This window comes from Paraburkholderia aromaticivorans, assembly GCF_012689525.1.
In the GTDB taxonomy this organism is placed as follows: Bacteria; Pseudomonadota; Gammaproteobacteria; order Burkholderiales; family Burkholderiaceae; genus Paraburkholderia; species Paraburkholderia aromaticivorans_A.
This window is the reverse complement of the sequence record NZ_CP051516.1, coordinates 1,559,911-1,584,655: the sequence shown is the minus strand read 5'-3', so window position 1 is coordinate 1,584,655 and position 24,745 is coordinate 1,559,911. Positions and strand designations below refer to the sequence as shown.

General features: G+C 62.2%; 22 protein-coding genes. 8 read left to right on the top strand and 14 right to left on the bottom strand.

Annotated features, from left to right (window positions below):
- Window position 1 precedes the first annotated feature (1 nt).
- On the bottom strand, window positions 2-1,423 hold the full coding sequence (locus HF916_RS35000; RefSeq protein WP_168793374.1) for a PLP-dependent aminotransferase family protein: 1,422 nt from the start codon (window positions 1,421-1,423) through the stop codon (window positions 2-4).
- Window positions 1,424-1,574: 151 nt separating this feature from the next.
- Between HF916_RS35000 and HF916_RS34995 the strand changes: the two genes are divergently transcribed.
- Genes HF916_RS34995 through HF916_RS34985 form a run of 4 tightly spaced genes read left to right on the top strand, consistent with a single transcriptional unit; the run spans window position 1,575 to window position 5,302 of the window.
- Window positions 1,575-2,468 (top strand): DMT family transporter, encoded by an 894-nt coding sequence (locus HF916_RS34995; protein WP_240975806.1) that lies wholly within the window; start codon window positions 1,575-1,577, stop codon window positions 2,466-2,468.
- Between the two features lie 7 nt (window positions 2,469-2,475).
- Window positions 2,476-2,946 (top strand): Mov34/MPN/PAD-1 family protein, encoded by a 471-nt coding sequence (locus HF916_RS49980; RefSeq protein WP_206002037.1) that lies wholly within the window; start codon window positions 2,476-2,478, stop codon window positions 2,944-2,946.
- Window positions 2,947-2,949: 3 nt separating this feature from the next.
- Window positions 2,950-4,365 carry a molybdopterin-synthase adenylyltransferase MoeB gene (gene moeB, locus HF916_RS34990; RefSeq protein WP_206002036.1) on the top strand — a complete coding sequence of 472 codons (1,416 nt, stop codon included), beginning with the start codon at window positions 2,950-2,952 and terminating at the stop codon, window positions 4,363-4,365.
- A 22-nt stretch (window positions 4,366-4,387) separates the two neighbouring features.
- A complete protein-coding gene (locus tag HF916_RS34985) occupies window positions 4,388-5,302 on the top strand; it encodes a PLP-dependent cysteine synthase family protein (protein ID WP_168795755.1) in 915 nt (304 codons plus the stop codon).
- A 98-nt stretch (window positions 5,303-5,400) separates the two neighbouring features.
- Here HF916_RS34985 and HF916_RS34980 read toward each other — a convergent pair whose 3' ends face one another.
- From HF916_RS34980 to HF916_RS34960, 5 genes are all read right to left on the bottom strand, one after another.
- Window positions 5,401-6,171: an alanyl-tRNA editing protein gene (locus tag HF916_RS34980; RefSeq protein WP_168793372.1), complete on the bottom strand. Its 771-nt coding sequence runs from the start codon at window positions 6,169-6,171 to the stop codon at window positions 5,401-5,403.
- 5 nt (window positions 6,172-6,176) lie between these two features.
- Window positions 6,177-6,875, bottom strand: coding sequence for a serine O-acetyltransferase (locus HF916_RS34975; RefSeq protein ID WP_168793371.1), 699 nt, complete (start codon window positions 6,873-6,875; stop codon window positions 6,177-6,179).
- A 164-nt stretch (window positions 6,876-7,039) separates the two neighbouring features.
- Entirely contained in the window at window positions 7,040-7,498 is a 459-nt protein-coding gene (locus HF916_RS34970) for a hypothetical protein (RefSeq protein ID WP_168793370.1), read from the bottom strand.
- 110 nt (window positions 7,499-7,608) lie between these two features.
- Window positions 7,609-8,172 carry a peroxiredoxin gene (locus tag HF916_RS34965; RefSeq protein ID WP_168793369.1) on the bottom strand — a complete coding sequence of 188 codons (564 nt, stop codon included), beginning with the start codon at window positions 8,170-8,172 and terminating at the stop codon, window positions 7,609-7,611.
- 201 nt (window positions 8,173-8,373) lie between these two features.
- Window positions 8,374-9,711 carry an EAL and HDOD domain-containing protein gene (locus tag HF916_RS34960; RefSeq protein ID WP_168793368.1) on the bottom strand — a complete coding sequence of 446 codons (1,338 nt, stop codon included), beginning with the start codon at window positions 9,709-9,711 and terminating at the stop codon, window positions 8,374-8,376.
- A gap of 300 nt (window positions 9,712-10,011) precedes the next feature.
- Between HF916_RS34960 and HF916_RS34955 the strand changes: the two genes are divergently transcribed.
- Both HF916_RS34955 and HF916_RS34950 read left to right on the top strand, forming a co-directional pair.
- Window positions 10,012-11,826, top strand: a complete 1,815-nt coding sequence (locus HF916_RS34955; RefSeq protein WP_168793367.1) for a putative bifunctional diguanylate cyclase/phosphodiesterase — start codon at window positions 10,012-10,014, stop codon at window positions 11,824-11,826.
- Window positions 11,827-11,929: 103 nt separating this feature from the next.
- A complete protein-coding gene (locus HF916_RS34950) occupies window positions 11,930-13,387 on the top strand; it encodes an HDOD domain-containing protein (protein WP_168793366.1) in 1,458 nt (485 codons plus the stop codon).
- A 136-nt stretch (window positions 13,388-13,523) separates the two neighbouring features.
- On the opposite strand, the gene HF916_RS34945 is transcribed toward HF916_RS34950, so the two are convergent.
- Window positions 13,524-14,906, bottom strand: a complete 1,383-nt coding sequence (locus HF916_RS34945) for an EAL and HDOD domain-containing protein (protein WP_168793365.1) — start codon at window positions 14,904-14,906, stop codon at window positions 13,524-13,526.
- A gap of 263 nt (window positions 14,907-15,169) precedes the next feature.
- On the opposite strand from HF916_RS34945, the gene HF916_RS34940 reads away from it, so the two are divergent.
- The gene (locus HF916_RS34940; protein ID WP_168793364.1) at window positions 15,170-15,928 is read left to right on the top strand and encodes an acetoacetate decarboxylase; all 759 of its coding nucleotides are present in this window, start codon (window positions 15,170-15,172) and stop codon (window positions 15,926-15,928) included.
- A 94-nt stretch (window positions 15,929-16,022) separates the two neighbouring features.
- Here the strand turns inward: HF916_RS34940 and HF916_RS34935 are convergent, their stop codons facing one another.
- Together HF916_RS34935 and HF916_RS34930 are read right to left on the bottom strand one after the other, a co-directional pair.
- Entirely contained in the window at window positions 16,023-16,817 is a 795-nt protein-coding gene (locus HF916_RS34935) for an ABC transporter substrate-binding protein (RefSeq protein WP_168793363.1), read from the bottom strand.
- A gap of 246 nt (window positions 16,818-17,063) precedes the next feature.
- Entirely contained in the window at window positions 17,064-17,972 is a 909-nt protein-coding gene (locus HF916_RS34930) for a LysR family transcriptional regulator (RefSeq protein ID WP_168793362.1), read from the bottom strand.
- Window positions 17,973-18,098: 126 nt separating this feature from the next.
- Here HF916_RS34930 and gstA point away from each other — a divergent pair, with 126 nt between their 5' ends.
- Entirely contained in the window at window positions 18,099-18,719 is a 621-nt protein-coding gene (gene gstA / locus HF916_RS34925; protein WP_168793361.1) for a glutathione transferase GstA, read from the top strand.
- Between the two features lie 65 nt (window positions 18,720-18,784).
- Here the strand turns inward: gstA and astE are convergent, their stop codons facing one another.
- Genes astE through aruF form a run of 5 tightly spaced genes read right to left on the bottom strand, consistent with a single transcriptional unit; the run spans window position 18,785 to window position 24,723 of the window.
- The gene (astE, locus tag HF916_RS34920) at window positions 18,785-19,837 is read right to left on the bottom strand and encodes a succinylglutamate desuccinylase (RefSeq protein ID WP_240975805.1); all 1,053 of its coding nucleotides are present in this window, start codon (window positions 19,835-19,837) and stop codon (window positions 18,785-18,787) included.
- Window positions 19,821-21,161, bottom strand: coding sequence for an N-succinylarginine dihydrolase (gene astB / locus HF916_RS34915; protein ID WP_168793360.1), 1,341 nt, complete (start codon window positions 21,159-21,161; stop codon window positions 19,821-19,823). The genes astE and astB overlap by 17 nt, the downstream gene beginning before the upstream one ends.
- A gap of 9 nt (window positions 21,162-21,170) precedes the next feature.
- Window positions 21,171-22,634 (bottom strand): succinylglutamate-semialdehyde dehydrogenase, encoded by a 1,464-nt coding sequence (gene astD, locus HF916_RS34910; RefSeq protein WP_168793359.1) that lies wholly within the window; start codon window positions 22,632-22,634, stop codon window positions 21,171-21,173.
- A 2-nt stretch (window positions 22,635-22,636) separates the two neighbouring features.
- Window positions 22,637-23,668, bottom strand: a complete 1,032-nt coding sequence (gene astA / locus HF916_RS34905; RefSeq protein ID WP_168793358.1) for an arginine N-succinyltransferase — start codon at window positions 23,666-23,668, stop codon at window positions 22,637-22,639.
- Entirely contained in the window at window positions 23,665-24,723 is a 1,059-nt protein-coding gene (gene aruF / locus HF916_RS34900) for an arginine/ornithine succinyltransferase subunit alpha (RefSeq protein ID WP_168793357.1), read from the bottom strand. The genes astA and aruF overlap by 4 nt, the downstream gene beginning before the upstream one ends.
- Between the last annotated feature and the right edge of the window lie 22 nt (window positions 24,724-24,745).

Below are 24,745 nucleotides of genomic sequence, written 5' to 3'. Positions count from 1 at the left end.
GCTACTGGGGTTTCGCTGCGTGTTGTCGCAATGTGGCCGACAGCGCCGCGAACCCTGTTTGCAGAAACTCATCGCGTTCTCCGGCATTGCTGACGCTCGCGCGCACGAACTGAGGCACGGCGCTCTGACCTACCGCGAACAGTTCGGCGGCACTGACAAGACAGTTCTGCTGCTCCAGAGCCACCTGCACATCCGACGCGCGACCTGGTGCCGGAACCTCTATCCAGAAGTGCGGACTCTGCGGGTGCGTCATGTAGTTCAGTCCGGCAAGATAGCTCTCGACCCGATGCTTTCGACGTTCAAGTTCAGCCGTGTGCTGACGCACGAGCGTCTGCGCCACCCCCTGCTCGATCCAGCGGCATGCGAGTTCCATCGGCAGAGGCGTCGCCATCCAGCAGGTGGACCGCACCGCGGCACCGAAGCGACCGATCAACGGCAAAGGCGCATGGACATAGCCGACGCGCAGGCCCGCCGCGACAACCTTGCTTAAACTGCCAATCACGATGCCGCGCTCTGGCGCAAACAGACTGATGGGCGGCGGGCGGTTTGCCATCAACACGCCGTGCGCTTCGTCTTCGATAATCAGGACATTGTGGTCCCGGCATATCCTCGCAACGGCCTCGCGGCGTTCGGCCGAAAGGACGGCGGTGGTCGGATTCTGAATGCTCGGCGTGCAGTACAGGGCAGAAACACGATGGGCGCGGCAAACCTCCCGTAGCGCTTGAGGCATGAGTCCCTCTTCGTCCATTTCGATCCCGATCAGCTTGATGCCGAGCAAGCGCGCCGCGCTGATCAATCCCGGATAAGTGAGGCGTTCGGTGACCAGAATATCTCCCGCGCGAAGCAGAGCCATTAGCGCGCAAACCAATCCGTGCTGGCCGCCGTTGACGCATACGATCTGATCCGGCTCGGCCGTGAAGTCGCCGTGTGTCAACCATCGCGCGCCGGCCTGACGATGTCGCGCCGAACCAAGGTCCGGCGTATAAAGCGTAAGCTCACGCAAGATCCCGGCATCTCCGGCCAGCTCCTCCAGGCTCCGTGCGAGCATGGCGGCTTCCTGCCCAGGAATGTGCGTACTGCGGCGCATGTCGATGCACCGATGCGGCTCGTCGATAAAGTTTTTAAAGCCGTGGTCGCGTGAACGCTCCAGGCCACGTTTGCGTACGAACGTGCCATCTCCCACCCTCGCGACGACCAGTCCAATGCGCTCCAATTCTGCGTATGAGCGACTGACCGTACCGGCGGTCACACCGAGCTTGTCGGCCAGCAACCGGTGCGGTGGAAGCTTGGCTCCGCTCGCGATCGAACCGTCGTGAATCCGTGCCGCCAGGGCCTCTGCGAGGCGCTTGTATTTGGCTGCCTGCCCGCCCTCGAGCGCCGGCCTCAGAATTGAAACCATGTCAATAATTGGTTTGACTGTCATTAGGCATCCTAATACGATTATTGAGCCGATCAATGCTGATTTTACTGATTCATGAGATTTAAATTAAGATAAGGGATCAATTGACACCATGCCGATAACGGCCACTATCGAAAGTCCACCAAAGGCACTCGGAGGTTGGCGGACTGGGTTCGTGACGTCCCTCCTCTTTCTGATCGTCTGTCTGAGTTGGGGCACCACCTGGCTCGGCATCAAGATAACCGTGGAAAGCGCGCCGCCGCTGACTGCCGCCGGGCTTCGCTTTCTGATCGCTTTTCCGCTGTTCCTGGTCTTCGCGCTGGTGCGCAAACAATCGCTTTTGTTCCCACGCGAAAAGAGCGGTTTTTTTATTTTCGTCACCGTGGGCTACTTTAGTGTTCCGTATTATTTGCTCAACTACGGCGAGATACATGTCGCATCGGGATTGACGGCTCTTTTGTTTAGCAGCATGCCCGTCTTTATCCTGATATTTTCCGCCTTATTTCTGGGGGAAAAAATCTATCTGTCGCAATGTATCGGCATCGCAGTCGGTTTCGGCAGCCTGTACATGATCGTGAAAACTCAAGGCATGCACATGGATCGCGCCGAACTCCTCGGCGTTCTGGCGATTCTCGCTGCCGCAGTCATGCATGCCTTGTGCTACGTCATCACCAAGCGTCAGGGCGCACACATCAGCGTGATTACCTTCAACACGCTGCCGATCGGAATCGCCGGGTTAATGCTGTTCATCGCCGGCACGTTCCTCGAACACCCCAGACTTTCCGACATCACACTTCGTTCGTGGAGCGCGTTGATCTACTTGGGATTGGCGGCTTCTGTCGGTGGATTCATCGTCTATTTCTTTTTGCTCAAGCGACTCAGTCCGGCCATTCTGTCGTTCGTGTTCATCATTTTCCCCGTGTTTGCGGTCGTGATCGGCGCCTGGTACGAGGGGATGGCGATTTCAAAGAACCTTTGCTTCTATTCAGCGTTGTTGCTGCTCGGCTTCGCCATCACAAAGTTGCCCGTGGAGAAACTCACGGCGAAAAACAAACAGATGTCGTCGTGAGGCCGATATGGACACGCTCAATCACAAAAATCTGCAGCGCATTTACACCCACGCCTGCAGCACGTACCCCGAGGAGTGTTGCGGCTTTATTTTCGCCGATGGCACCGTGCACCACGGCGTCAACATCCAGAGCGAGTTGAATCGCCGCCAGCCCGATATCCACGCGCGCACGGCTGCAAATGGCTACACCTTCTCCGTCGCGGACACCCTTGCAATGAACCGAAGCTTTCGAAGCGGCAACCCCGTCACAATCATCTACCACTCGCATCCGGATGTCGGCGCCTACTTCAGCCGTGAAGACGAAAACAAGGCGCTTTTCATGGGTAAGCCCGCCTACCCGGTCGCCTACCTGGTCGTGGATGTCCGCAACGCTCAGGCAAAAGCGGCGAAGCTTTTCCAGTGGAACGGCAAAGGGTTTGCGTGCATTCACGAGTTTCACGTCAACGAAGAAAACTTAACGACACACCCCAGGAGCTGACTCATGAACGTAGTGACCTTCCCGGAAGTTCTCGCCCGAGCCGCACGCCTGCCATCCCATCGTATAGAAGCCAGCGGCAGCACATTGCGCGAGTTGATCGAGCACGTTTGCGCGCGGCACCCGCCGCTTCGTGCTCATCTGTTCTATGAAAATGGCTCCTTCAAAGAACACTTTCTCCTGACCTGTTCGGGTGAACTGGCGGACCTCGAGTACGTACCGGCGCCCCGCAAGGAAGTCGAGATCATGCTGGCCACGTCTGGCGGTCTCGATACCGACCACCTTTCGAACGACGAGATCCGCCGCTACGTGCGTCACATCACGCTGCCAGGCGTTGGACGTGCGGGCCAATTGAAGCTCAAGAAGGCGAAAGTGCTGATTATCGGCACCGGGGGTTTGGGCTCGCCCGCCTGTCTCTATCTGGCCGCCGCTGGTGTAGGCACCCTCGGCCTGATCGACTTCGACGTGGTGGAGAGCAGCAATTTGCAGCGCCAGATCGTGCATGGAAACAGCACGCTCGGCATGCTCAAAGTGGAATCAGCGAAGCAGCGGCTGCATGATCTGAACGCAGGCATCGAGATCAACACTTATGCTGCCGCGCTCGACGCGGATAACGCGCGGCATCTGATCGGACAATACGACGTCGTGGTCGACGGTACCGACAACTTCGCGTCGCGCTACCTGGTGAATGACACCTGTGCGCAGTTGGGCAAACCGCTCATCTACGGCGCGATATACCGCTTCGAAGGGCAAATGAGCGTTTTCAATCATCGCGGAGGGCCCTGCTATCGCTGCCTGTTTCCGAAGAGTCCGCCTCCGGAACTGGCGCCAAACTGCAGTGCCGGCGGAGTCATTGGTGTCCTGCCCGGCGTCGTCGGTCTCATTCAGGCAACGGAGGCAATCAAGCTGATTCTCGATATTGGCGAATCACTATCCGGGCGATTGATGCGTTTCGACGCGCTGACCATGAGATTTAACGAGGTTCGGTTCTCGCGTCGATCGGACTGCCCGTCGTGCTCCCCAAATCGCAAAGGCAAACTCTCCGAACCCGATCAGTTACTGTGCGCAAGCGCAAACGTGGGCCGTCAACGACTGGCGCCTGAATTTTTCATCGAGCCGCGCGCACTCAAAGCAATCATGGCGCGTGCAGACAGTAACGCTGTACTGCTGGATGTGCGCGATGCGAATGAACTGGAAGTCTGTCGACTGCCCGGCATACTGCACATCCCTCTGGATGAGTTGAACGAGCGCACTGCCCTGCTGAATTCGCGCCGGACACATTATTTGATCTGCTATGGCGGTCTGCGGGCCGAGCGCGCCGCGGGCATTCTTCAGGATGCCGGCTTCACTGATGTAAAAGTGCTGGAAGGCGGAATGAAGCGCTGGGTACAGGATGTCGATCCCGACATGCCCATCTACTAGTCTTGAACCTGGCACCGATGCGATGATTTATCAGTCGATACTCGAAGTCATAGGCAACACGCCGATCGTTCGTCTGGGAGCGCTCTCAGGCGAACTTGGGCTGGATGTCTATGCGAAGCTCGAATCCTTTAATCCGGGCGGCAGCCACAAGGCGCGAATCGCTTTGGGTATGATCCTCGACGCTGAGCGTAAAGGCATTCTTGTACGAGGCAGGCAGCAAACGATCGTAGAACCTAGCGGCGGTAACACCGGTATTGGACTCGCGATCGCAGGCAATATTCTCGGCTACAAAGTGGTGCTGGTGATACCTGACAATTACAGTCCAGATAAACAACGACTGCTGCGGCTCTATGGTGCCAAGGTGGTGCTCTCAGACAGCCGCTTGGGAAACAATTCTCACGGTCAACGTGCGACAGAATTACAGTTGGAGAATCCCCATTATGTGATGCTTAATCAGCAGCGCAACCACGCCAATCCAGAAACGCATCGACAGTCCTCGGCTCAGGAAATTATTCGTGATTTCGGCGAGCGTCAAGTGGACTGCTTCGTGGCAGGCATCGGCACCGGAGGGCATATCACCGGCATTGGCGAGACGCTCAAGCGGCATTGGCCCGGTATTCACGTGTTCGGCGTCGAACCGGAGCAATGCGATCTGCTGACCGACCGGCATGCTCCGCATGAAATTCAAGGATTGTCGATCGGCGTTGTTCCGGCAATCTTGAACCTGTCCGTACTTGACGGGATGATCAAAGTTTCAAAACCCGACTGCCAGGAGATGGTTCGGCGAACCATGCGGAGCGACTCGATCAGCCTTGGAATGTCCTCCGCAGCCAACCTCGTCGCAGTCTCCAAACTGAAAACAACGCTACCCAAAAGCGCTGTCGTGCTCACCATGATTTACGACGGTGTCGAGTCTTACCTATCTTACTTCGAATAACGGCAACGATTACCCCGTTGCCGTCGTTTCCTTTCGCACTCTGGACAACCCGCTTCGATGCAAGCAAACGGGCTTGTGTGCGTGCGATCGGACAGATTTCATGGATGAAAGACGTCAGTCGCAAATGCGGCGTCGTTGAATGAACAGGACAGACGCTCTTTTCCTGCGCCCATGCTCTTACGACGTATCTCCATCCGTCCGATCCGCCTTGTGTTGTCAAGATGAGTGCCGCCACAGGGGATCACGTTGCCCTCGCACTCCCAATATCGGGCGTCCGGATGAATGGAATGAGGATAGACACGCACATCGCAGGCTCGCAGGACGAATGCGTTGGCAATGTTTTCTATCTCGATGATTTCTTCGGGGGTGATACGCTCGTCGACGGCAAAATCGAGCCGCGCTGCGTCAGTCCTAATATGACATCCGAGTATCCAGGCAGCTGCGTCCGGCCTTATTTGCTGCACGCCAATCAGGAGCAGGTGGCACGCCGTGTGGCTTAGGGAAAGTTGCGCACGGCGCAAGCGGTTGATTCGCACCTCGACCCGGTCATGCACCCGCACGTTAGCAAGATGCCCGATGTCATCAGGATGAACGATATGTTCAATCACCCCGCCGACCTGAATGTCAGGAAAATCCGCGATTGTCAGATGATCGCCATACATCTTCTTTGCATGGTTGAAACGAATTTCGACGCCACTCTCTGAAACGATGACTCCATGGTCGGCATCCTGCCCTCCGCCCTCTGGATAGGCCACGGTGGCATCGAGCTCCACATAGCTGGCACCGACCTTGACTACCGTTGCGACGCAACGGTCCAGATGGAGATCTTCGTAGTAGCGCTTGCTGGTCTTTCGATTCAATGAAAACATGGTAGTCAGAATAGATCTAGCAGAGTGGTGGCGGGGCGTTGGGACTTTTTCTTCCGGGTCAGTTGAAGTGCGGATTTGAGTGTGACGATCGAATCAGACGGAATGTCCTCTGTAATCACGCAATGCGGCGAGATGAACACATCGTCGCCGATCACAACGTCGCCGAAGATTCGCGTGAAAGCACCCACTTCGGCGCGATGTCCCAACGTCGGATGTCGTTTTCCTGACGGATTGGCGGATATGCCCGCGGCGCCCAGCACGACGCCGCCGAGGATGTAACAGTCGTCGCCGATGCGGGACGTCTCACCGATCACCGTGCCCCACCCGTGGTCCAAAACGAAGCGCTGCCCGATATGACAGCGCGGATGAATCTCGGCGCCTGAGAGCAGCTTGCCTCGCGCCGATACGAGGATAGCGACACTTTCGATTTCCCTGTCGGGGTCGCGGTCGAGCGAGGCCATGTCGAGAATTGCGTGAGCGAGGCGGTAGTGAAGTACCGCTTTGTAGGACGAGTATCCGAATGCGATATCTTCCACCGACCCACGGGATGCGGGGTCCTTGGCGGCGAAGCAATTCAGATCGTGTTCGGCCGCTCTGGCTGCCGCAACATACTGAGCGTGCGTTGCAATTTTATTGACCCGAGCGGGTGAGCAGCATTCCATCAATGCCGCGCGGAGGAGGTTTTGAACGATCTTTTTTGGCATTTAAACGTCCACGTTCGCGAGAACTATCGTTATGCCAACGGGTGACGTATGCGGCTATGGGACAAGTCCGAAATCAGCACGGCTATCCTGCAGCCGGCTTTGCGATGCAGCGGTCAATGCGCTTCTCTGTACAGGCCTTGCTGCCGAATAGCAGACAGCCGTTTTCAAAGCTTCTGCTGCATCGCAAGCAAAAAAATCCGCTGCCATTGCCTCGCCTGCCGCTCGCTAGACATGGGCACTACCCACACCCCACGCTTCGCGTCTTTGACCTTCAGCGCGACCTGGGCCTCGCGGCCCTGCACCTCGGCCGCGAGCAAATCGGCAAAGATATAGGCGCCCTGCTCGTCACCAAGATGAATCTCACACAGCCGCTTACCGGCAGCAAGCCGCACCGACCCCCAACTCCCCTTGAGTTCGTGAGTCCAGTCTCCATCCCGAACGTTCGCCGCGACTTCTTTCCGACGACGCCACCAATGAGCCAGCGCGGCAATCAGCAGTAGAGCGACCACTACGGCAACGCCAACCGCTACGGCGAGCCCAAAGGCCGCCTCCAAGGCATAAAACGCCCGCACCGCGCCATACACCAGCGCGATGAGCGCAATCAACGCAACGAGAATCGGCATCGCTAGCTCACAGGGCAAAAAACTCAGCCTAGCACGAGCGATGCTCACCGCTCGCAGCAAGAACACCGCAAAAAGCCATTGCGAAAATTGCGCGGACGCCCAGCTTGACCTTAAGGCTGCTTATGCGCCGCCGCCCAATCCTTCACGGCCTTCAGCGTATTCTCGACATGCTTCTCCGGCGAGAGGCTCGTGTACTCGTAAATGATCTTGCCATCCGGCGCGATCACATACGACACGCGATTGGCCATCGACGCATGCATCGGCAGGCCCGCATCGTATTCGCCGATCACCTTCGAATCGGCATCAGCCGCAACCGGGAATTTGCTGCGGCATTCGCTCACCGAAAACTTCGTCAAGGTGTCGATGTTGTCGTGCGACACGCCGATCACCGTCGCGCCATACTTCTTGTACTCATCGACGGCTTCAGCGAACTCATGGGCTTCGATCGTGCAACCCTTGGTGAAGGCCGCCGGATAGAAATACACCACCACCGGCCCTTTCTTCAGCTCGTCGGCCAGCGAATACGTATAAGTCTTGCCGCCCAGCGAAGCCTGCGCGGTGAAGTCCGGCGCGGCATCGCCCGGCTTGAGGGTCGCCGAGGCCGTCAGCGAATGCATGGCGAATCCCACCGACACGGCGGCGGCCAGCGCGGCCGATATGAATTTCCTCTTCATCTGCTTTTCTCCAGGCGTGGATGCACGCGGTTCGTCCAATGAACCCAGGGCCGCCGCGTTCAGGCGAACGCCGGCCAACTTCGCTATTGGACCACGTACTCACAAGGTACGTAACAACCAGCCTGAAGGATTCAGAAGTCGTTGCCGCGAACCCCGCCACGGCAAGCACACTGAAAGCGCGCGACGGCGCCGACCCGCCCGTCAGGCGACCGCTTCCTCGATATGCGCGCCGAACCACGCCGCGGCCGACAGGTTCAGCTCGGCCAGCACCTCGGGCGTAAAGACCACGAAGCCGGCCGGCGCATCGGGGCCCAGCGCGATCGATGCGGCGTCGACGCCCTCGCCGGCTGCCTCGGCGAGGCGCAGCAAAGTGCCCAACTCGTCGCGCCGCGACACGATCGCTTCGCGAATCTGCGGCGCGAGGCCGAGTTTCTCCAACGCCGCGCCCGGCGAGCTGCCGAGCACCACGTGGATCAGCGAAAAAATTCCGGTCATGAAGGCCGCATCGGCGAATTCGTCGTCGGCGGGACGCAGCCACGCCGCGGCCAGCTCCATGAAACGCGAGCGCGTGCCCGCCAGTTGCACCAGCGGATCGGCGCGCCACGGCAGATCGCCGCTGTCGGCGTACAGCAGCAGTTGCGCCCAGCGCGCGATTTGCCGTGTGCCGGTGGCAATGATCGCCTCGCGCAACGACGCGATATTGCGCCCCAGTCCGAATGCGCTCGAATTGACAAGGCGCAGCAGCTGCACCACCACGCTCGGATTCAGCTTGAGCTCCGCTTCGAGTTCGACGATGCCGGCATCGCGCGACAGCAAGGCCAGCAGGCGCAGCAGGCCCGGCCGCGGCGAGCGGTTGCGCGGCGCGGCCAGCACCTGCGGCCGCGCGAAAAAATAGCCCTGAAACAGATCGAAGCCGAGGTCACGCGCGAGCGCGAAATCTTCGCGCGTCTCGACCTTCTCGGCGATCAGCGTCTTGCCCTGCGCGCGCACCAGCGCCGCCAGCTTCGGCAACACGGCGCGGTCGGTCTGCAGAAAGTCGATCTTGACGATGTCGGCATGCGGCAGCGCGCCGATCAGCTCGTCGGACAGTTCGCTCACGTCGTCGAGCGCCACCTGAAAGCCGGCGCGGCGCAACTCGCCCAGCCGGCGGACCAGTTGCGCGTCGAATTTCACGGTCTCGAGGATTTCGAGCACGAAGCGCTCGGGTGGCATCAGATGGACGATGTCGTCAAAGAGCAGCGCGCGGTCGATATTGACGAAGCCGCGATGTTGGCCCAACACCGTCGGCACGCCGATCCCGCCGATCGCGCGCGCCACCACCTGCGCGGTCGCCTGGGCGTCGTCGGTGACTTCGGCGTAGTTATGCGCGCCGGCTCGAAACAACAATTCGTAAGCATTGAGCGCGCCGTCGCGATCGAGGATCGGCTGACGGCCCAGATAGACGAATTGCGTGGCGGTCCACGGTTCGGCGCCTTCGGCAGTTGCGTCGAGCACCTCGATATGCCGGGCAGTGGCCTTGGCTTGATGGCGTTCAGACATGGAGCATCGGGGGAAGTGTTCGGTAAGCTACGCAGCAGCGACGTCTCAGCCGGTACTGCACAACGCGTTTGTCCTATTAACGGACGTCGAATAGCCGCACTTTAACTGAATCGGTCCCCGGTCGCCGCCAGGCCGCACAAGCGTTTCCTTACCGGATGTTTTTTACAGCAGGCGCTAAAGATTTCGCCGCAAGGGTCGTTATCTCGTTCTGATGGGGCGGCCTGATACCTCTCGACCGCCCTGATTGGCGGGCAAGTGAGCCGCCCGCCTGCAGACGAATACAGGTTGCCAGCGATAAACATGGAAGCGAACAGGATCACCGCGCCCCGCCGGGGCTCCTTGCGCACGGTCATCGACCGGCTTCGTGCGTTCGGCCGGCGCGTGGACGGCAAACCGCAGACGGCCGCAAGCCGCGCTGCGCAACTGGAACAGGTGGTCGGCGCCGTCGATCTGCTGGCGCACGTCGACGACGAGCTGCGCTTCATCTATGTGTCCGAAGCCAGCCTGCGCTTCATCGGTTATCACCGCGAGTATCTCGAGACCATCACGCTGCACGACCTCATGGCGCCGGCCGACGTGCCGCGCCTCGACACCCTGCTGACGCGCGCCGCCGTCTCGGGCAACGTCGAGAAGGCCACGCTCAGCCTCATCAAGTCGCTGACCTACCCGATCACCGTCGAGCTGCGCGTGGTGCGCAGCAGCCACGACGGCACCGCGGGCTATGCGATCGCCGGCTTCGACGTGTCGGCCTGGCGCGCCACCGAGGAACGTCTGACCCAGGCGCTGCATCTGGACCGCCTGACCAATCTGGCCAACCAGTCGGCGCTGATTCCGGCGCTCCTCGACGCCCAACAGCAAGCCGACGCGCACGGCACGCCGGCCGCGCTGCTGCTGCTCGACCTCGACGACTATCAGCGCGTGAACCGCGCGCTCGGCTACGACGCCGGCGACGAAATGCTGCGCGACACTTCGCGCCGCATCCTGAATATGACGAGCCCGAGCGAGACCGTGGCGCGCGTGGCCAGCGACGAGTTCGCGATCCTCGTGAAGCCCGCCGCCAGCCGCACCGACGCGGCGGCCGCCGCCGAAACGCTGGCGCGGCGCCTGCTGACCGCGATCCAGCAGCCGTATGTGTTCAACGGCCAGCAGGTGCATCTGTCGGCGAGCATCGGCATCGCGCTCTATCCCGACGTGCGCCACGCCAACGACACCGCCGGCCACGACACCCATCTGCTGCGCTGGGCCGATCACGCCCTCCTGCAGGCCAAGGCGGCCGGCGGCAACACGCTCGCCTTCTACGTCCCCGACGACAACCCCGCCGACGCCGAACGCCTGAAGCTGGAGGCCGACCTCTACGACGGTGTGCGCAACGGCGAGTTCTCGCTACACTTCCAGCCGATCACGAGCAGCCGCACGCACGGCGTGGTCGGCGTGGAAGCGCTGATCCGCTGGTTGCATCCGGTGCACGGACTGGTGCCGCCGTCCATGTTCATCCCACTTGCTGAGTCGATCGGCCTGATCAACTTCCTCGGCAACTGGGTGTTGAAGGTGGCCTGCATGCAGTTGATCCAGTGGGATGCGAAAGACATCTCCCTGCAATACGTGGCCGTGAACGTGTCGCCGCAGCAGTTCCGCGATCCGCGCTTCAAGGACTCCGTGCGCGAGGCGATCGAACTGACTGGCATCGATCCGCGCCGCCTCGTGTTCGAGATCACCGAAAGCCTGCTGATGCACGACCCGGCGCATGCCAAGGGTCTGCTCGAAGACCTGACCGCCATGGGCATCCGCTTCGCGGTCGACGACTTCGGCACCGGCTATTCGAGCCTGGCTTACCTGCAACGCTTCCCACTGGCCAAGCTCAAGATCGACAGGAGTTTTGTCGAGAATCTGCTAACCTCCCGGAACGATCAGGCAATCGTTAGCGCCGTCGTGGGCCTCGCTCAGACACTGGATCTCGAGCTGGTGGCCGAGGGCGTCGAAACGGAAGCGCAGCGCACCCTGCTCACCGAGATGGGATGCGACCACATCCAGGGGTGGCTCGTCTGCAAGGCGCTGCCCTCCGACGAACTCGCGCAGCGTTTCGAAGCGCGCACGCTTCATTTGCACAGCGCCTAGCCATGCAGGCAAAGCGCTCATGTAGTGGATCATGCAGCGGAACAAGCCGGCCTCTGGCCGGCGTGGCACTCATTGGAACATGTATGGCTTTGGCGGGACTCACATGGTAAAGGCGGCGGTGCTCGACCGGCTCTGGACGCGAATGAGCGAGCGCGGCGATTTCCCCATGCTGTCGCAATCGCTGCGCTCTACCATGGCGGCGATGAACAATGACGACCTCGACTTCACCGGCCTCGTGCAGGTGGTGTTGTCCGACTTCGCCCTGACGCAAAAAGTGCTGCGGCTCGCCAACTCGGCCATGTACATGGCGTTCGGCGGCAACATCACGACCGTGTCGCGCGCACTGATGGTGCTCGGCATGGACGCGGTCGGCCATCTCGTGGTCGGCCTGAAGATCGTCGATCACTTTCATCACAGCGCGCCGCGCCGCATCGACGCGAAACTCGAACTGAACCGCACGCTGCTGTCGGGCTGCGTCGCGCGCAAGCTGACCGAGCGCGGCGATCTGCGCGCCGGTGAGGAAGCCGTGGTCTGCACGCTGATGCGGCAGATCGGCAAGCTGCTGGTGGTGTTCTATCTCGACGCCGAATGGGACCAGATTCGCCGCCATATCGACGACGGCACGCTCGAAACCGACGCCTCCATCCTGGTGCTCGGCGTCACGTTCGACGAGATCGGCGCCGAAGCCGCCGTGCGCTGGCGCCTGCCCGACATGATCCGCTCCGGCATGGGCGAGTTCGACCCGCAGGACGTCACGCAGCCGCGCCAGGTGCAGTGGCTGCGCGCCATCACCAATTACTCGACGGCGGTCGCCGACGTGCTCACCCAGCAGAACATGCCGGACTGGGAGCGCGAGCAACGCATCGCCGAACTGGCGCAGGAATATAGCGGCGCGCTGAACACCGATCCCGAAGTACTGCTGGAGATGAGCGTGGCGCTCGCCCGCGAAGAAGGCGGCGATGGCGTGATGCGCGAAATCGTCGAGCTGCGCGCCAATGCGGACGCGATCGCGCGCGAGGCGCTCAATCCCGAGGCACGCATCGCGGTAGGCGTCGAAGATCTGCGCGGACTGCCGCCCGGCAGCCCGCTCGCGCCGGCGCTGGCGATGGCCGCGGAAACGCTGCTCGCCGGCCTCGGCTTTGCGCGCACCGTGGTGTTCGTCAAGCACAGCAACGGCACCTTCAAGGCGCGCCTCGGTCTCGGCCCGAAGATCGACGCCGCGTTGCCGAGACTAACGTTCAACACCGCCTTCGAGCCCGACGTGTTTCATCTGGCGATCGCGAACTCCGTGGGTATCTTCATTGAGAATGCACGCGACCCGAAGATGGTCGCGCGGCTGCCCGAATGGTTCCGCCGCTCATTCGACGACGCCCGTGCCTTCGTGCTGCTGCCGGTCGTCGACGAAAGCGACACGACCGTGGCGCTTCTCTACGGCGACTGGTCGCATAGTCAGGAGCCACGGCGCATCTCACAGAAAGAGATGAGCGTGTTGAATGAACTGGCCAAGGAGTTAGGCCGTTTTTTCGGCTTGGGGCAGATGCGGGAAATGGAGATGATGTGAAGACCTGGCGTGATCGTTGATCACGACGCTTCATTCTCCCCTGTTCTGTATTTGCCCTACGTCAAATTGAAGTCGAGTTAATCCGCGGGGACCGCCATGCCTGGGCATGCCGCGGTCTCCGGCCGAATCACTGATCTCAATCCTCGATTCTTTCCAGCCCTTGCGCGCTACGGTCCGCGACACCGGCCCACGCGCCGGCCGCCAGACCCAGTTCCGCGACCTCGTCCACCGTCAACGGCTGCAAGCGTTCGCACAGCGTGTCGATCTCATCCCACGCGCCGCGTTCGAGCGCTTCGACCGCGGTCAGCAGCAACCCCAGCACGCCCTGTCGATGCAGGATGCCCGCCTGGATCGGACGCGACAACGTCAGCACGTTCAAAGTGCTTTCGAGCGAGCCGCCGAACACCGCGTCGACGAACGAAAACACGCCGGTCAGAAACGCCGCATCGGCTTCGTCGCGGCCGGCTTCGGGCAGGCGCTCGATCGCCAGTTCCATAAAGCGCGCGCGAGTCGCGGCGAGTTGCAGCAAGGGATCGTCCTCGAGGGCGACCTTGCGGCCGTCGGCATAGAGCAGCAGCTGCGTCCAGCGCGCGATGCGGTTGGTGCCGGTTGCGTTGATCGCGTCGCGCAGCGTCGTGACCTTATGGCCGAGGGCAAGACCGCTCGAATTGGCGAGCTTCATCAGATGCATCACCAGCACCGGATTCAGCTTCAGTTCGGCTTCGAGCTGCGCGACGGTCGGATCGCCCGAGAGCAGTTGCAGCAGGTTCAGCAAGGCATGGCGTGGCGCGCTGACGCGGCGCGTCGCCGAAGTCTGCACGCGCGCGAAGAAGTAACCCTGGAAGCGATCGAAGCCGAGTCCGTGGGCCGTTTCGAAATCGGCTTGCGCGTCGATGCCCGAGGCGACCAGCAGCTTGCCCGCCGACTTGAGCACGCTCGCCAGTTTCGGCAGCAGCGCGCGCGGCGCGTGCATGAAATCGATCTTGACGACTTCGGCGTAAGGCAGCAGTTTGGCGAAGGCTTCGTTGGGCTGGGTCACCTCGTCGAGCACGAAGCGATAGCGGCGCCCATGCAACTGGACGATGCGCGCCACCAGCGCCTCGTCGATCTCGATGGTGGGCGCCAATTCGAGCATGAAGCGCTCGGCGGGCAGCCGCAGGATCGCGTCGTCGAATAGCATCTCGCGGCTGACGTCGACATAGGCCGGATGCCCGGTCAGCGCGCCGCGCACATTGCCCTGAAGCAGGCCGTGAAGGATGGCTCGCGCCACGCGTTGCGCCGGATCGGGCGCGCGGCCCGACGCGTTGGCATCGGCCTCGCTGTTCTCATGCCCGGCGGCACGCGCGGCGTCCGCCGTCTCCGCGGGCCATTCCGGTGCACGCACCTTGATCTCGTAGCCGCACAGCATGCCGTCCCGATTCAGAATCGGTTGCCGCGCGAAGCTGGCATTCAGTTGCGCGTCGTCCTGTGCACCCGTTTGGCCCGTCCGGCCCGGGTTCTCGATTGCGATGGTGGTCATTGCACTCCCCCGCTAAGCGCCGCCCAGGCGCTTACTGCTGTATTTGGTTTTCGCTGCACCGTCAGTGCGCGGCCCTGGCGTGAAGCCCGTGGCGCCTGCGGTGCGCTCGCCGATTTTAGCTCAGGCCGCCATGCCCGGACACGTCTATGAAGCAATATCTGGAAATAATTGGAGACACGTCTGAAAGCGACCCTGCGCAAAATCGCCGATACTCTTGTGCAGTGCAGAAGCGTTCCCACCGCGTTTAACCACTTAGGAAAAACATGGACGTCAAAAGCGTGTTGTCAAATGCCTTCGCCATGCCGATCACGAGCCCGGCATTCCCCATGGGCCCGTACCGGTTCATCAACCGCGAATTTCTGATCATCACCTACCGCACTGATCCGGACAAACTGCGCGCCGTGGTGCCCGAGCCGCTCGAGATTGGCGAGCCGCTGGTGCATTACGAGTTCATCCGCATGCCGGATTCGACGGGTTTCGGCGACTACACGGAAAGCGGCCAGGTGATCCCGGTGTCGTACAAGGGCGTGGCGGGCGGCTACACGCTGGCCATGTATCTGGACGACCACCCGCCGATCGCCGGCGGCCGCGAACTGTGGGGTTTTCCGAAGAAGCTCGCGAACCCGGTGCTCTCCGTCCATACCGACACGCTGGTCGGCACGCTCGACTACGGCCCGGTGCGCATCGCCACCGGCACGATGGGCTACAAGCACCGGCAGCTCGATCTGGCGCAGCAGAAAAAGCGCCTCGAAACGCCGAACTTCCTGCTCAAGGTGATTCCGCACGTGGACGGCACGCCGCGTATCTGCGAGCTGGTGCGCTACTACCTGCAGGACATCGATCTGAAAGGCGCATGGACCGGCCCGGCCGCACTCGAACTGGCGCCGCACGCGCTCGCGCCGGTCGCGGAATTGCCGGTGCTGGAAATCGTCGAAGCGCGTCATCTGCTTGCCGATCTGACGCTCGGTCTCGGCGAAGTGGTGTTCGATTATCTCGATCAGCCGGAAGCGAACGTGCGTTGATGAGATAGCGCTCGCCGCTCGCGCCGCTTCAAATGCAAACGGCCGCAATCAGCGGCCGTCTGCATCATCTAAAACGAATCGCGCAAGACGCGCGTTACTTCAACACCACCTTCACGTCGAAGTACTTGGCGGCGAAACGGTCGATCGTGCCGTCCGCCTTCAGTTCCTTGAGCGCCTGGTTCAGCGCGTCCTTCAAGGCCTTGTCGCCCTTGCGGATGCCGAAGCCGACGCCCGCGCCGAGCAGTTTCTCGTCGCTGACGGCCGGACCGGCGAACTCGAAGCCCGCGCCTTGCGGCTTCTTCAGAAAGCCCTTCGAGGCCGCTTCCGCGTCCTGGAACGCGGCGTCGAGACGCCCCGAAGCGAGGTCGGCGTAAATCTGGTCCTGCGTCTGATACGGCACGACATCGACGCCGGCCGGCGCCCAACGCGCCTTCGCGTAGGTTTCCTGAATCGTGCCTTGCAGCACGCCGACATGCTTGCCCTTGAGCGAAGCCGGCGTCGGCAGCAGACCGCTGCCCTTCTTCGCGATCATCTGATTCGGGATCGTGTAGATCGGATCGGTGAAGTCGACCGCCTGACGGCGCTGATCCGTGATCGTCATGTCCGAGTTGATGGCGTTGAACTTGCGCGCCTGCAAGGCCGGGATCAGACCGTCGAACGAGTTCTCGACCCACACGCATTTGGCCTTCAGCTTCGCGCACACGGCATTGCCGACGTCGATGTCGAAACCTTGCAACTCGCCCGACGGCGACTTCGATTCGAACGGCGCATACGACGCCTCGACGCCGAAGTGCACTTCCTTGATATCGGCAGCCGATGCGGTGCCGGCCGTGGCCGACGCCGCTGCGAACAGCGCGAGCGCAGCCATGTTTCGCCAATTCATCTTCATTACGGGTGTTCCTCTACGGTATTGAATAAGACGGAGCCGAATCCGGGCAAGCATGATTGCCGCGCCAAAATTGCGATTCAAACTCGTGCGGCCGCTGTGGTGCAGCGCAACAGCCGCGGGGCCGCGATTGTACAGGCTCCGTCTGCCGTGCCTGCGGGCGCGCCGCGTGGCGCGTTATGCAACGAACGCCGCGAGCCCACGCTTGAATGTGTAATTGGCTGTCGCGCTCAGGCAAAGCCGAACGCGTTAGCGCGCACCGTCGCCGGCTGCAAAATCGCCGCTGAGTTGCTGCGACAGATGCGTATAGACGGCAGCCACATGCGGCAAATGACGGGACTCCGGATGCGCAAGCACCCACACCTGCGACTCGGCTTCATCGAGCGGCGGCGTCAATTGCACGAGATCGTCGCGGCCGCGTGCGAGAAAGGTCGGAAAGATGCCGACGCCGAAACCGCGCACCACCAGTTCGAACACCGCCATCACGCTGTTGGTCTTGTAGCGCGGCTCGACCGTCGGGCAATGACGCTTGCGCCACAGCACCGAAGGATGATCGCCGAGCGAGGCGTCCGGTGCCGCCCAGTCGCAGCGCGCCAGTGTATCGACATCGCTCGCATGGATGCCGCTGCCCTTGGCGGCAAACACCGCGATACGCAGCGGCCCCACGTGCTTGCCGACCAGATGATCCGGCGCGCGGCGCGTGGCGCGCACGGCAATATCGGCATCGCGTTTGGTAAGACTCGCGAGACTGTTGGTCGCGGTCAGTTCGAACGACAACGCCGGATGCAGCGCCGCGAAATCATGCAGCGCAGGCAACACGAGGCCGTACAGCACAGTATCGGTGGTCGTCACGTGGACGCTGCCGGACACGCGGTCGCTGCTTGCCTGCACCGTGGAGCGCGCCGCCGCGAGTTCGCTTTCGATGCGCTCGGCATGCCGCGCCAGTTGCGCGCCGAGCGGCGTGGCGCGATAGCCGCTGCGCGAGCGCTCGAACAGACGTTGTCCCAGCCCGCGTTCGATCCGCTGCACCGAGCGAAAGATAGTGGAGGCGTCGATACCCAAACGCTGCGCGGCTTCCGCCAGCGTGCCGGCGCGCACCAGCGCGAGAATGGTCTGCGTATCCGCCGAAGTCAGTTCGTATTGCGTTTTTGCACGCATGGTTTGGCAAGCCGCCTGTTTATTCCAAATGCGATCCGAGCTACTTTTACCACATGGACTTGTCGGCCGACGAGCTTTGCCACCGGCATCTGCCGGGACTTCATCCTCATCTATAGCGGTGAAAACATGAAACTCTATTACTCGCCGGGCGCCTGTTCGTTGGCGGTTCACATTGTATTGCGTGAAGCGGACCTCGACTTCGAAGGCATCAAGGTCAATCTGCAAACGCACCAGCTCGCCAACGGCGACGACTATTACGCGATCTCGCCGCGCGGCTATGTGCCCCTGCTCGAATTCGCCGATGGCTCGCGCCACACCGAAGGCGCAGCGCTGCTGCAATACGTCGCCGATCTTGCGCCCGAGTCGGATTTGCTGCCGCCCGCGGGTTCGCCGCAGCGGCTCGAAGCGCTCCGATGGCTCACGTATATCAGCACGGAATTGCACAAGACGTTCAGTCCGTGGCTCTGGCATCAGGAGACGGCCGAATCGACGAAGGCCGAATGCCGCACGAAACTCGCCACGCGTTTTGGTGAACTGGAACGTGTGCTTGCGGCGCGCGACTATCTGACGGGACAGTTCTCGGTCGCCGATGCGTATGCGTTCACCGTGCTGAGTTGGGCACGCATGCTGTCGATCGATCTCGGCGCTTATCCGAAGCTGGAGGCGTATCTGGAGCGCGTTGCGGGACGACCGAGGGTGCGTGAGGCGATGGTGGCGGAAGGCTTGCTCCGCGCGAATGCGGCTTAAGCGACCTCGCGCGCTGAAAACGTTGCGCGTCTTGGCGCGCAACGTTTTCGGTCTTGCGTGGTGAACTACACGAGTTTCGACAGCGTGTCCTGCGTCGTCTCGATGACCATCAAGCCGGCGCGCAAACCGGGCTTGACGGTCGCGTTCGGGAACACGAGCCGTTCCTCGCCGTGCTGCACGACATAACGGTACTCGCCGTCGCGCGCGAGCACGGTGTCTTTTGCGAACGGCGTGAAATTCGCCACATCGGCGGCGACCAGCAATTCGAACGCATCGCTTTGCTTGGTGATCTGATCGATGACCGTGAACGCCCGCGGCATAGTCCCCTGCACGTCGCCACGCATGCCGGCCAGCAGGTGACGCACCGCGTGATCGGCGCCGGCGAAACGCGTCAGATCGTTCTGACCGAACGGACGCACCTTGCCGAGTTCCAGCGTGCACGCTTCAGCGCCGCACGCCTGCGCGGTGAAATGCGAATACGTATTGCCCTTGGTGGTGTGCAACAGCACCGCACTAATATGCGCCTCGCCGAGCCATTCGAACATCGCGCGCGAAAACGGCTTGCCGGTATGCGGCACCAACGCGAACTGTTCGAAGGCGGACGCGCGGATCGCCGTGTGCATGTCGATATGCCAACGCGCGCCGGGCTCGCTCGATGCTGCCGCGAAGAATTGCGTCGCAGCCTGTTCGAGCGCAGCGGCACGCGGTGCTTCGTAACTCTGCGGCACTTGCAGATGACGGCCGCTGAAAAGGCGGTTCAGATCATCGTCGCGATAACGGCACGCGTCGCGCATGGCGTCGACGTTGCCGAGAATCACCAGCAGGCGGCAAGTCAGCGCGGCTGTGCCCCGTGCGATGTCGCGCACCAGAAACGCCAGCAGTTCGATCGGCGCGGTTTCGTCGCCGTGCACGCCGGCGGAGACTAGCACACTGCGCACGCTCTCTTCCTGCGCCGCCGGTTCCATCAGCAGCACGCCGTCGTCCAGCCACGACCAGCGCACGCCGCCGGCACACGTGCCTTGTGCTTCACTCGCGGCCGGCCGCGTGCCTGCCAGCGTGTAGGCGAGGAAATCGTCGAGCAGCGAAACCGGCATATCGCGCTCAGCGCTGGAAGTCATACAGCGAACCCAAGCCGAGAATCTGCGTCAGTTCGTCGAGCGCGGTGCGCGACTCGGCGAGCAATTGCGGATCGGTCAGATCGGCCGGCGCGAGGCGGTCGCGATAATGTTTTTCGATCCACGCATCCAGACGGCCGAACAACGTGTCGTTGATCCACACGCCTTGCGTGACCGCCGCGCGCTCCGCGTCGTCGAGTACGACGCGCAGACGCAGACACGCCGGGCCGCCGCCGTTCTTCATGCTTTCGCGCAGATCGAACACCAGCACGTCGTCGATCGGGCCCGCATGCGACGCCAGATCGTCGAGATATGCGGCCACGCGCGGGTTTTCGCGGCATTCCTGCGGCACCACCAGCACCTGCTTGCCGTCCGGGCGCGTCAGCAGCTGGCTGTTGAACAGATACGACGTGACGGCGTCGGCCACGCTCACCTGCGCGTCCGGCACTTCGATCACGTTGAAGTCCGCTTTCAGGCCAGTGAGCTTCGAGCGCAATTCGTCGTACACCGCGTTCTGTTCGACGAACGCCAGTTGATGACAGAACAGCGTATTGCGATTGCCGACCGCGATCACGTCGTTATGGAACACGCCCGCGTCGATCACGTCGGGATTCTGCTGCGCATAAACCGTCGCCGCCTCAGCAAGGCCATGACGATGCGCGACCGCACGGCTCGCTTCGAAGGTTTGACGTGCCGGGAAGCGCTTCGGCTCCGGCCCGCGACGATACTCGCTGCGCCCATACACGAAGAATTCGACGCCACGTGCCGCATAGTCCGCGCAAAAGCGCGTGTGATTCGCTGCGCCTTCGTCGCCGAGCGCGGGCGTGCCCGGCAGCGCCTCGTGCACCACGAAGCGGTCGGTGTCGTTGAAAATAGCGCCCAGCGTGCGGCGCGTCGACTCATGTTCGATCGCGCGATGCAGCTTGCTGCACAGATTGGCCGGCGTGAAGTGCACGCGGCCGTCGTGCGTATCCGCGGACGGACTCACAGTCGCCGCATTCGCAGTCCACATCGCCGAAGCCGAACTCGCGGCGGCCAGCAACTCGGGCGCGTCTCTTGCCACGCGCGCGATCACGGTCGCGTCGTCGCCGGAAAAACCGAGATCGCGCAACAGACGCATCGACGGACGCTCCTGCGGCGGCAACACGCCCTGATGAAAGCCGAGATCGGCCAGTTGCTTCATCTTGCGCAGGCCCTGCCGCGCCGCCGCCTTCGGATTCGCAATCGACTTATCGTTGTTCTGCGACGCGACGTTGCCGAACGAGAGCCCCGCGTAGTTGTGAGTCGGGCCGACCAGGCCGTCGAAATTAGCTTCAGAGGCTTGCATCGTCGATCCTTAGAATTGAAGGCCCGGCGAAACGCTCGCGGGCATTTGCAGTTGCGCGCTTTCGACGGACGCCATCGGGAACGCGCAGTAGTCGGCGGCATAGTACGCGCTCGGCCGATGATTGCCCGAGCGGCCCGGCCCGCCGAACGGCGCGCCCGACGAGGCGCCGTTGGTCGGCCGGTTCCAGTTGACGATGCCGGCGCGGATGGTGCGCTGGAAGTGCGTCCAGAGCGCTTCGTCGTCGGCGAGCAGGCCGGCGGAGAGGCCAAATTCAGTGTCGTTCGCCTGCTCCAGCGCTTCGTTGAAGCTGCCGTAGCGGATGATTTGCGCGAGCGGCCCGAAGTGCTCTTCGTCCGGCAGATTCTTCACGGCGGTCACGTCGAGAATCGCCGGCGTGACGAAGCCGAGCTTCGGATCGCGCTGCTCCATCTTCAGCAACGCCTTGGCGCCATCGGCCAGCAAGCGTTCCTGCGCGGCGACGAGGCGCGACGCCGCGCGTGCCGAAATCACGGCGCCCATGAAGGGCTGCGGATCGGCGTTGTATTCACCGACGGTGATGCGCGACGTGACTTCGGTCAAGCGTTCCAAGAAACGATCGCCGAATGCATCGTTCGGCACGAAAATGCGACGCGCGCACGTGCAGCGCTGCCCCGCCGACAGAAACGCCGACTGGATCGTGTGATGCACGGCGGCATCGACATCGGCCACCGGTCCGATCACGAGCGGATTGTTGCCGCCCATTTCCAGCGCCAGCACGATTTCCGGGCGGCCGCCGAATTGCTTGTGCAGCAATGTTCCGGTATCCGAACTACCCGTGAAGAACAGGCCGTCGATCTGCCGATGATTCGCGAGCGCAATGCCGGTGTCCTTCTCGCCTTGCACGAGGTTCAGCACGCCCGCGGGCAAACCGGCGTCGCGCCAGATCTGCACGGTCAGCGCGGCGACGCCGGGCGCGAGTTCCGACGGTTTGAACACGACCGCGTTGCCCGCGATCAGTGCCGGCACGATGTGTCCATTCGGCAAATGCCCCGGAAAGTTGTAAGGCCCAAACACGGCCACCACGCCATGCGGACGATGCCGAAGCACGGCTGTGCCGTCCGCCATCGCCGAACGCTTCTCGCCGGTTCGTTCGTTATAGGCCTGAATCGAAATCTCGACCTTGGCCGCCATCGAAGCCGCTTCAGTGCGCGCTTCCCACAACGGCTTGCCGGTTTCGCGGCCGATCGCTTCAGCCAGCGCTTCCTTGCGTTCGGTCACGAGCGCGGCGAAGCGGCGCACCACGCCGCAACGCTCGTCGAGGCTCAACGCCGACCACGCGGCGAAGGCGCGGCGTGCGCTGCGCACCGCACGATCGACGTCGTCCGCCGAGGCGCTGTTGCCTTCCCACACTGTCGCGCCCGTGCCCGGGTTGTGCGACGCGAATGCGGGTCCTGTGCCGGCGGCCCATTCGCCGTCGATGAAAAGCTCGCTCATGATCATCCCTGTTTGTGTTTCTGCGGCAGCACGCGCACGAGGTCGCCTGCCTTGACGTCGAGTGCCGCGGCTTCGGTTGCGCTCAGGCGGAACACGCCGTCCCGCGGCACGCCTGCCACCACGCCGACGCGAAAATCGCCCAACGACGTATTCGATACCATCGATTTCGGCCCATCCTGCGGCGCGCTCGACGCGCCGATCTCGACCTGCACCACCACGCTCTCGCGCACCGTGCGCAAGTCGGCGATATGGCATTCGAGCACCGGACCCGCGTCGAAGATATCGACGTGATTCTCGTAACGCAGCCCTTCCGATTCGAGCATGCGGCGCGCCGGAATCGTGTCGTTATGCGTCAGGCCGACGCATTGCTGCGCCTCTTCCGGCAACAACTCGACATACACCGGATAGCGCGGCATCAACTCCGCGAGAAACGCCTTGCGGCCATGCGAGCTCAGGTAGTCCGCCGCGTTGAAATCGATCTGGTAGAAATGCGAGCCGACCGCGCGCCAGAATGGCGAGGTGCCTTCGGCGTCGAAATGGCCGCGCAATTCCGCGCACAGACGCTGCGGAAAACGCTCGCGAAACTGCGCGAAAAACATGAAGCGCGAACGCGACAGCAAGCCACCCACGCCACTCGTGCGATAACGCGGACTGAGGAACAGCGAGCACACTTCGGCATAACCCGTCAGGTCGTGCGAGATGTTCAACGCGCGCATGCGCGTCCAGATGCCGAGGTCCTGGCTCGCGTGCACCACCGTGCTCACGCGATAGTTGTAGAACGGTTGTTGCAAACCGACCGCGGTTTCGATGCCGCACACGCCGGCGACGTCGCCCGTGTCGGTGTCTTCCATCACGAAGAAGTAGCCGGCTTCATGCGGCTCGGCCTTGTCTTCCATCGTGCGGCGCGCGCGTTCCACGCGTGCCGCGAGTGCCTCGCGGTCCGGCTTGAAAGTGGTGAGACCCGGACCGGTTTCCTGCGCGAGCCGCATGAGCGCGTCCACATCGCCTCGTTGCACAACGCGAACCACGATCATCGTGCCTCTCCCGAATGTTCATCCTGATGCGGCTGGTGCAGCGGCACGCAGCGCACCGTGTCGCCTTCTTCCACGCCGAGCGCAGCACGCGCCGCATGCGGCAACGCCGCGCCGGCTTCCTTGCCGGCCGCCAGGTCGCCGAGCACGCAACGGAACTCGCCGTCGGCGCCGTTATGCGCGATCAGATACGTCGAACCGTTAGCGGCCGCATTGATCTCGTGCACCACGCGTGTTTCGTTGCGCGTCACGCAGGCGCTGCGATCCACTTGCGCGGTCAACACCGGACCCGCGTCGAAGATGTCGATGAATCGGTCCGTCTCGAAGCCTTCTTCGAGGTGAATGTCATAAGCGAGCAAGGCCTTCGAATCCGGCTCGCCGAGCACGCGCTGCGCCGCCTCGGGCAGCAACGGCACATAGATCGGATACGTGGGCATCACTTCGGCGATGAACGTGCGGCTGCGACCGCCCGATTCGATCTCGATGTCGGCGAAGTCGCGGCCGAAGAACTTGCGCCCCACCGCTTCCCAGAACGGCGACACGCCGTTTTCGTCAGTCACGCCGAGGAGCAGCGAGAACACCTCGGGCGTGAAGCGCTTGCGATTGGCGGCGATATACATCATCCGCGCGCGCGACATCAGATGCGCGGCAGCGTCGCCACGCAGCGACGGATCGATGTAATAGCCCGCGAGGCGGCTCTTGCCGGTCAGCTCATGCGACATGGTCAGCGCGTGAATCTTGCGGTTCACGTGCAGTTCGCGCGACGCATGAATCAGCGCGTCGTTGCGAAACGCGTAGAACGGGTCCGAATAACCGGCCGCGGCGACGATACTCGCCGTGCCCATCAGCTTGCCGCTCTGCGCATCTTCGAGCACGAACAGGTAGAACTCCTCGCCCGGAAAATCGACTTCCGCGCGAAACGAGTCTTCCGACAACGCAACGCGCGCTTCGAGCGCACGCCGGTCGTGCGGCAGGGAGTGCAGCACCGGTTGCGCGGTGCGCGCCATATGTTCGAGCGCGTCGAGATCGGCGAGGCGGCCTGGGCGTACGAAGAGCATCATCGTTCCTGTTGAATGTGAC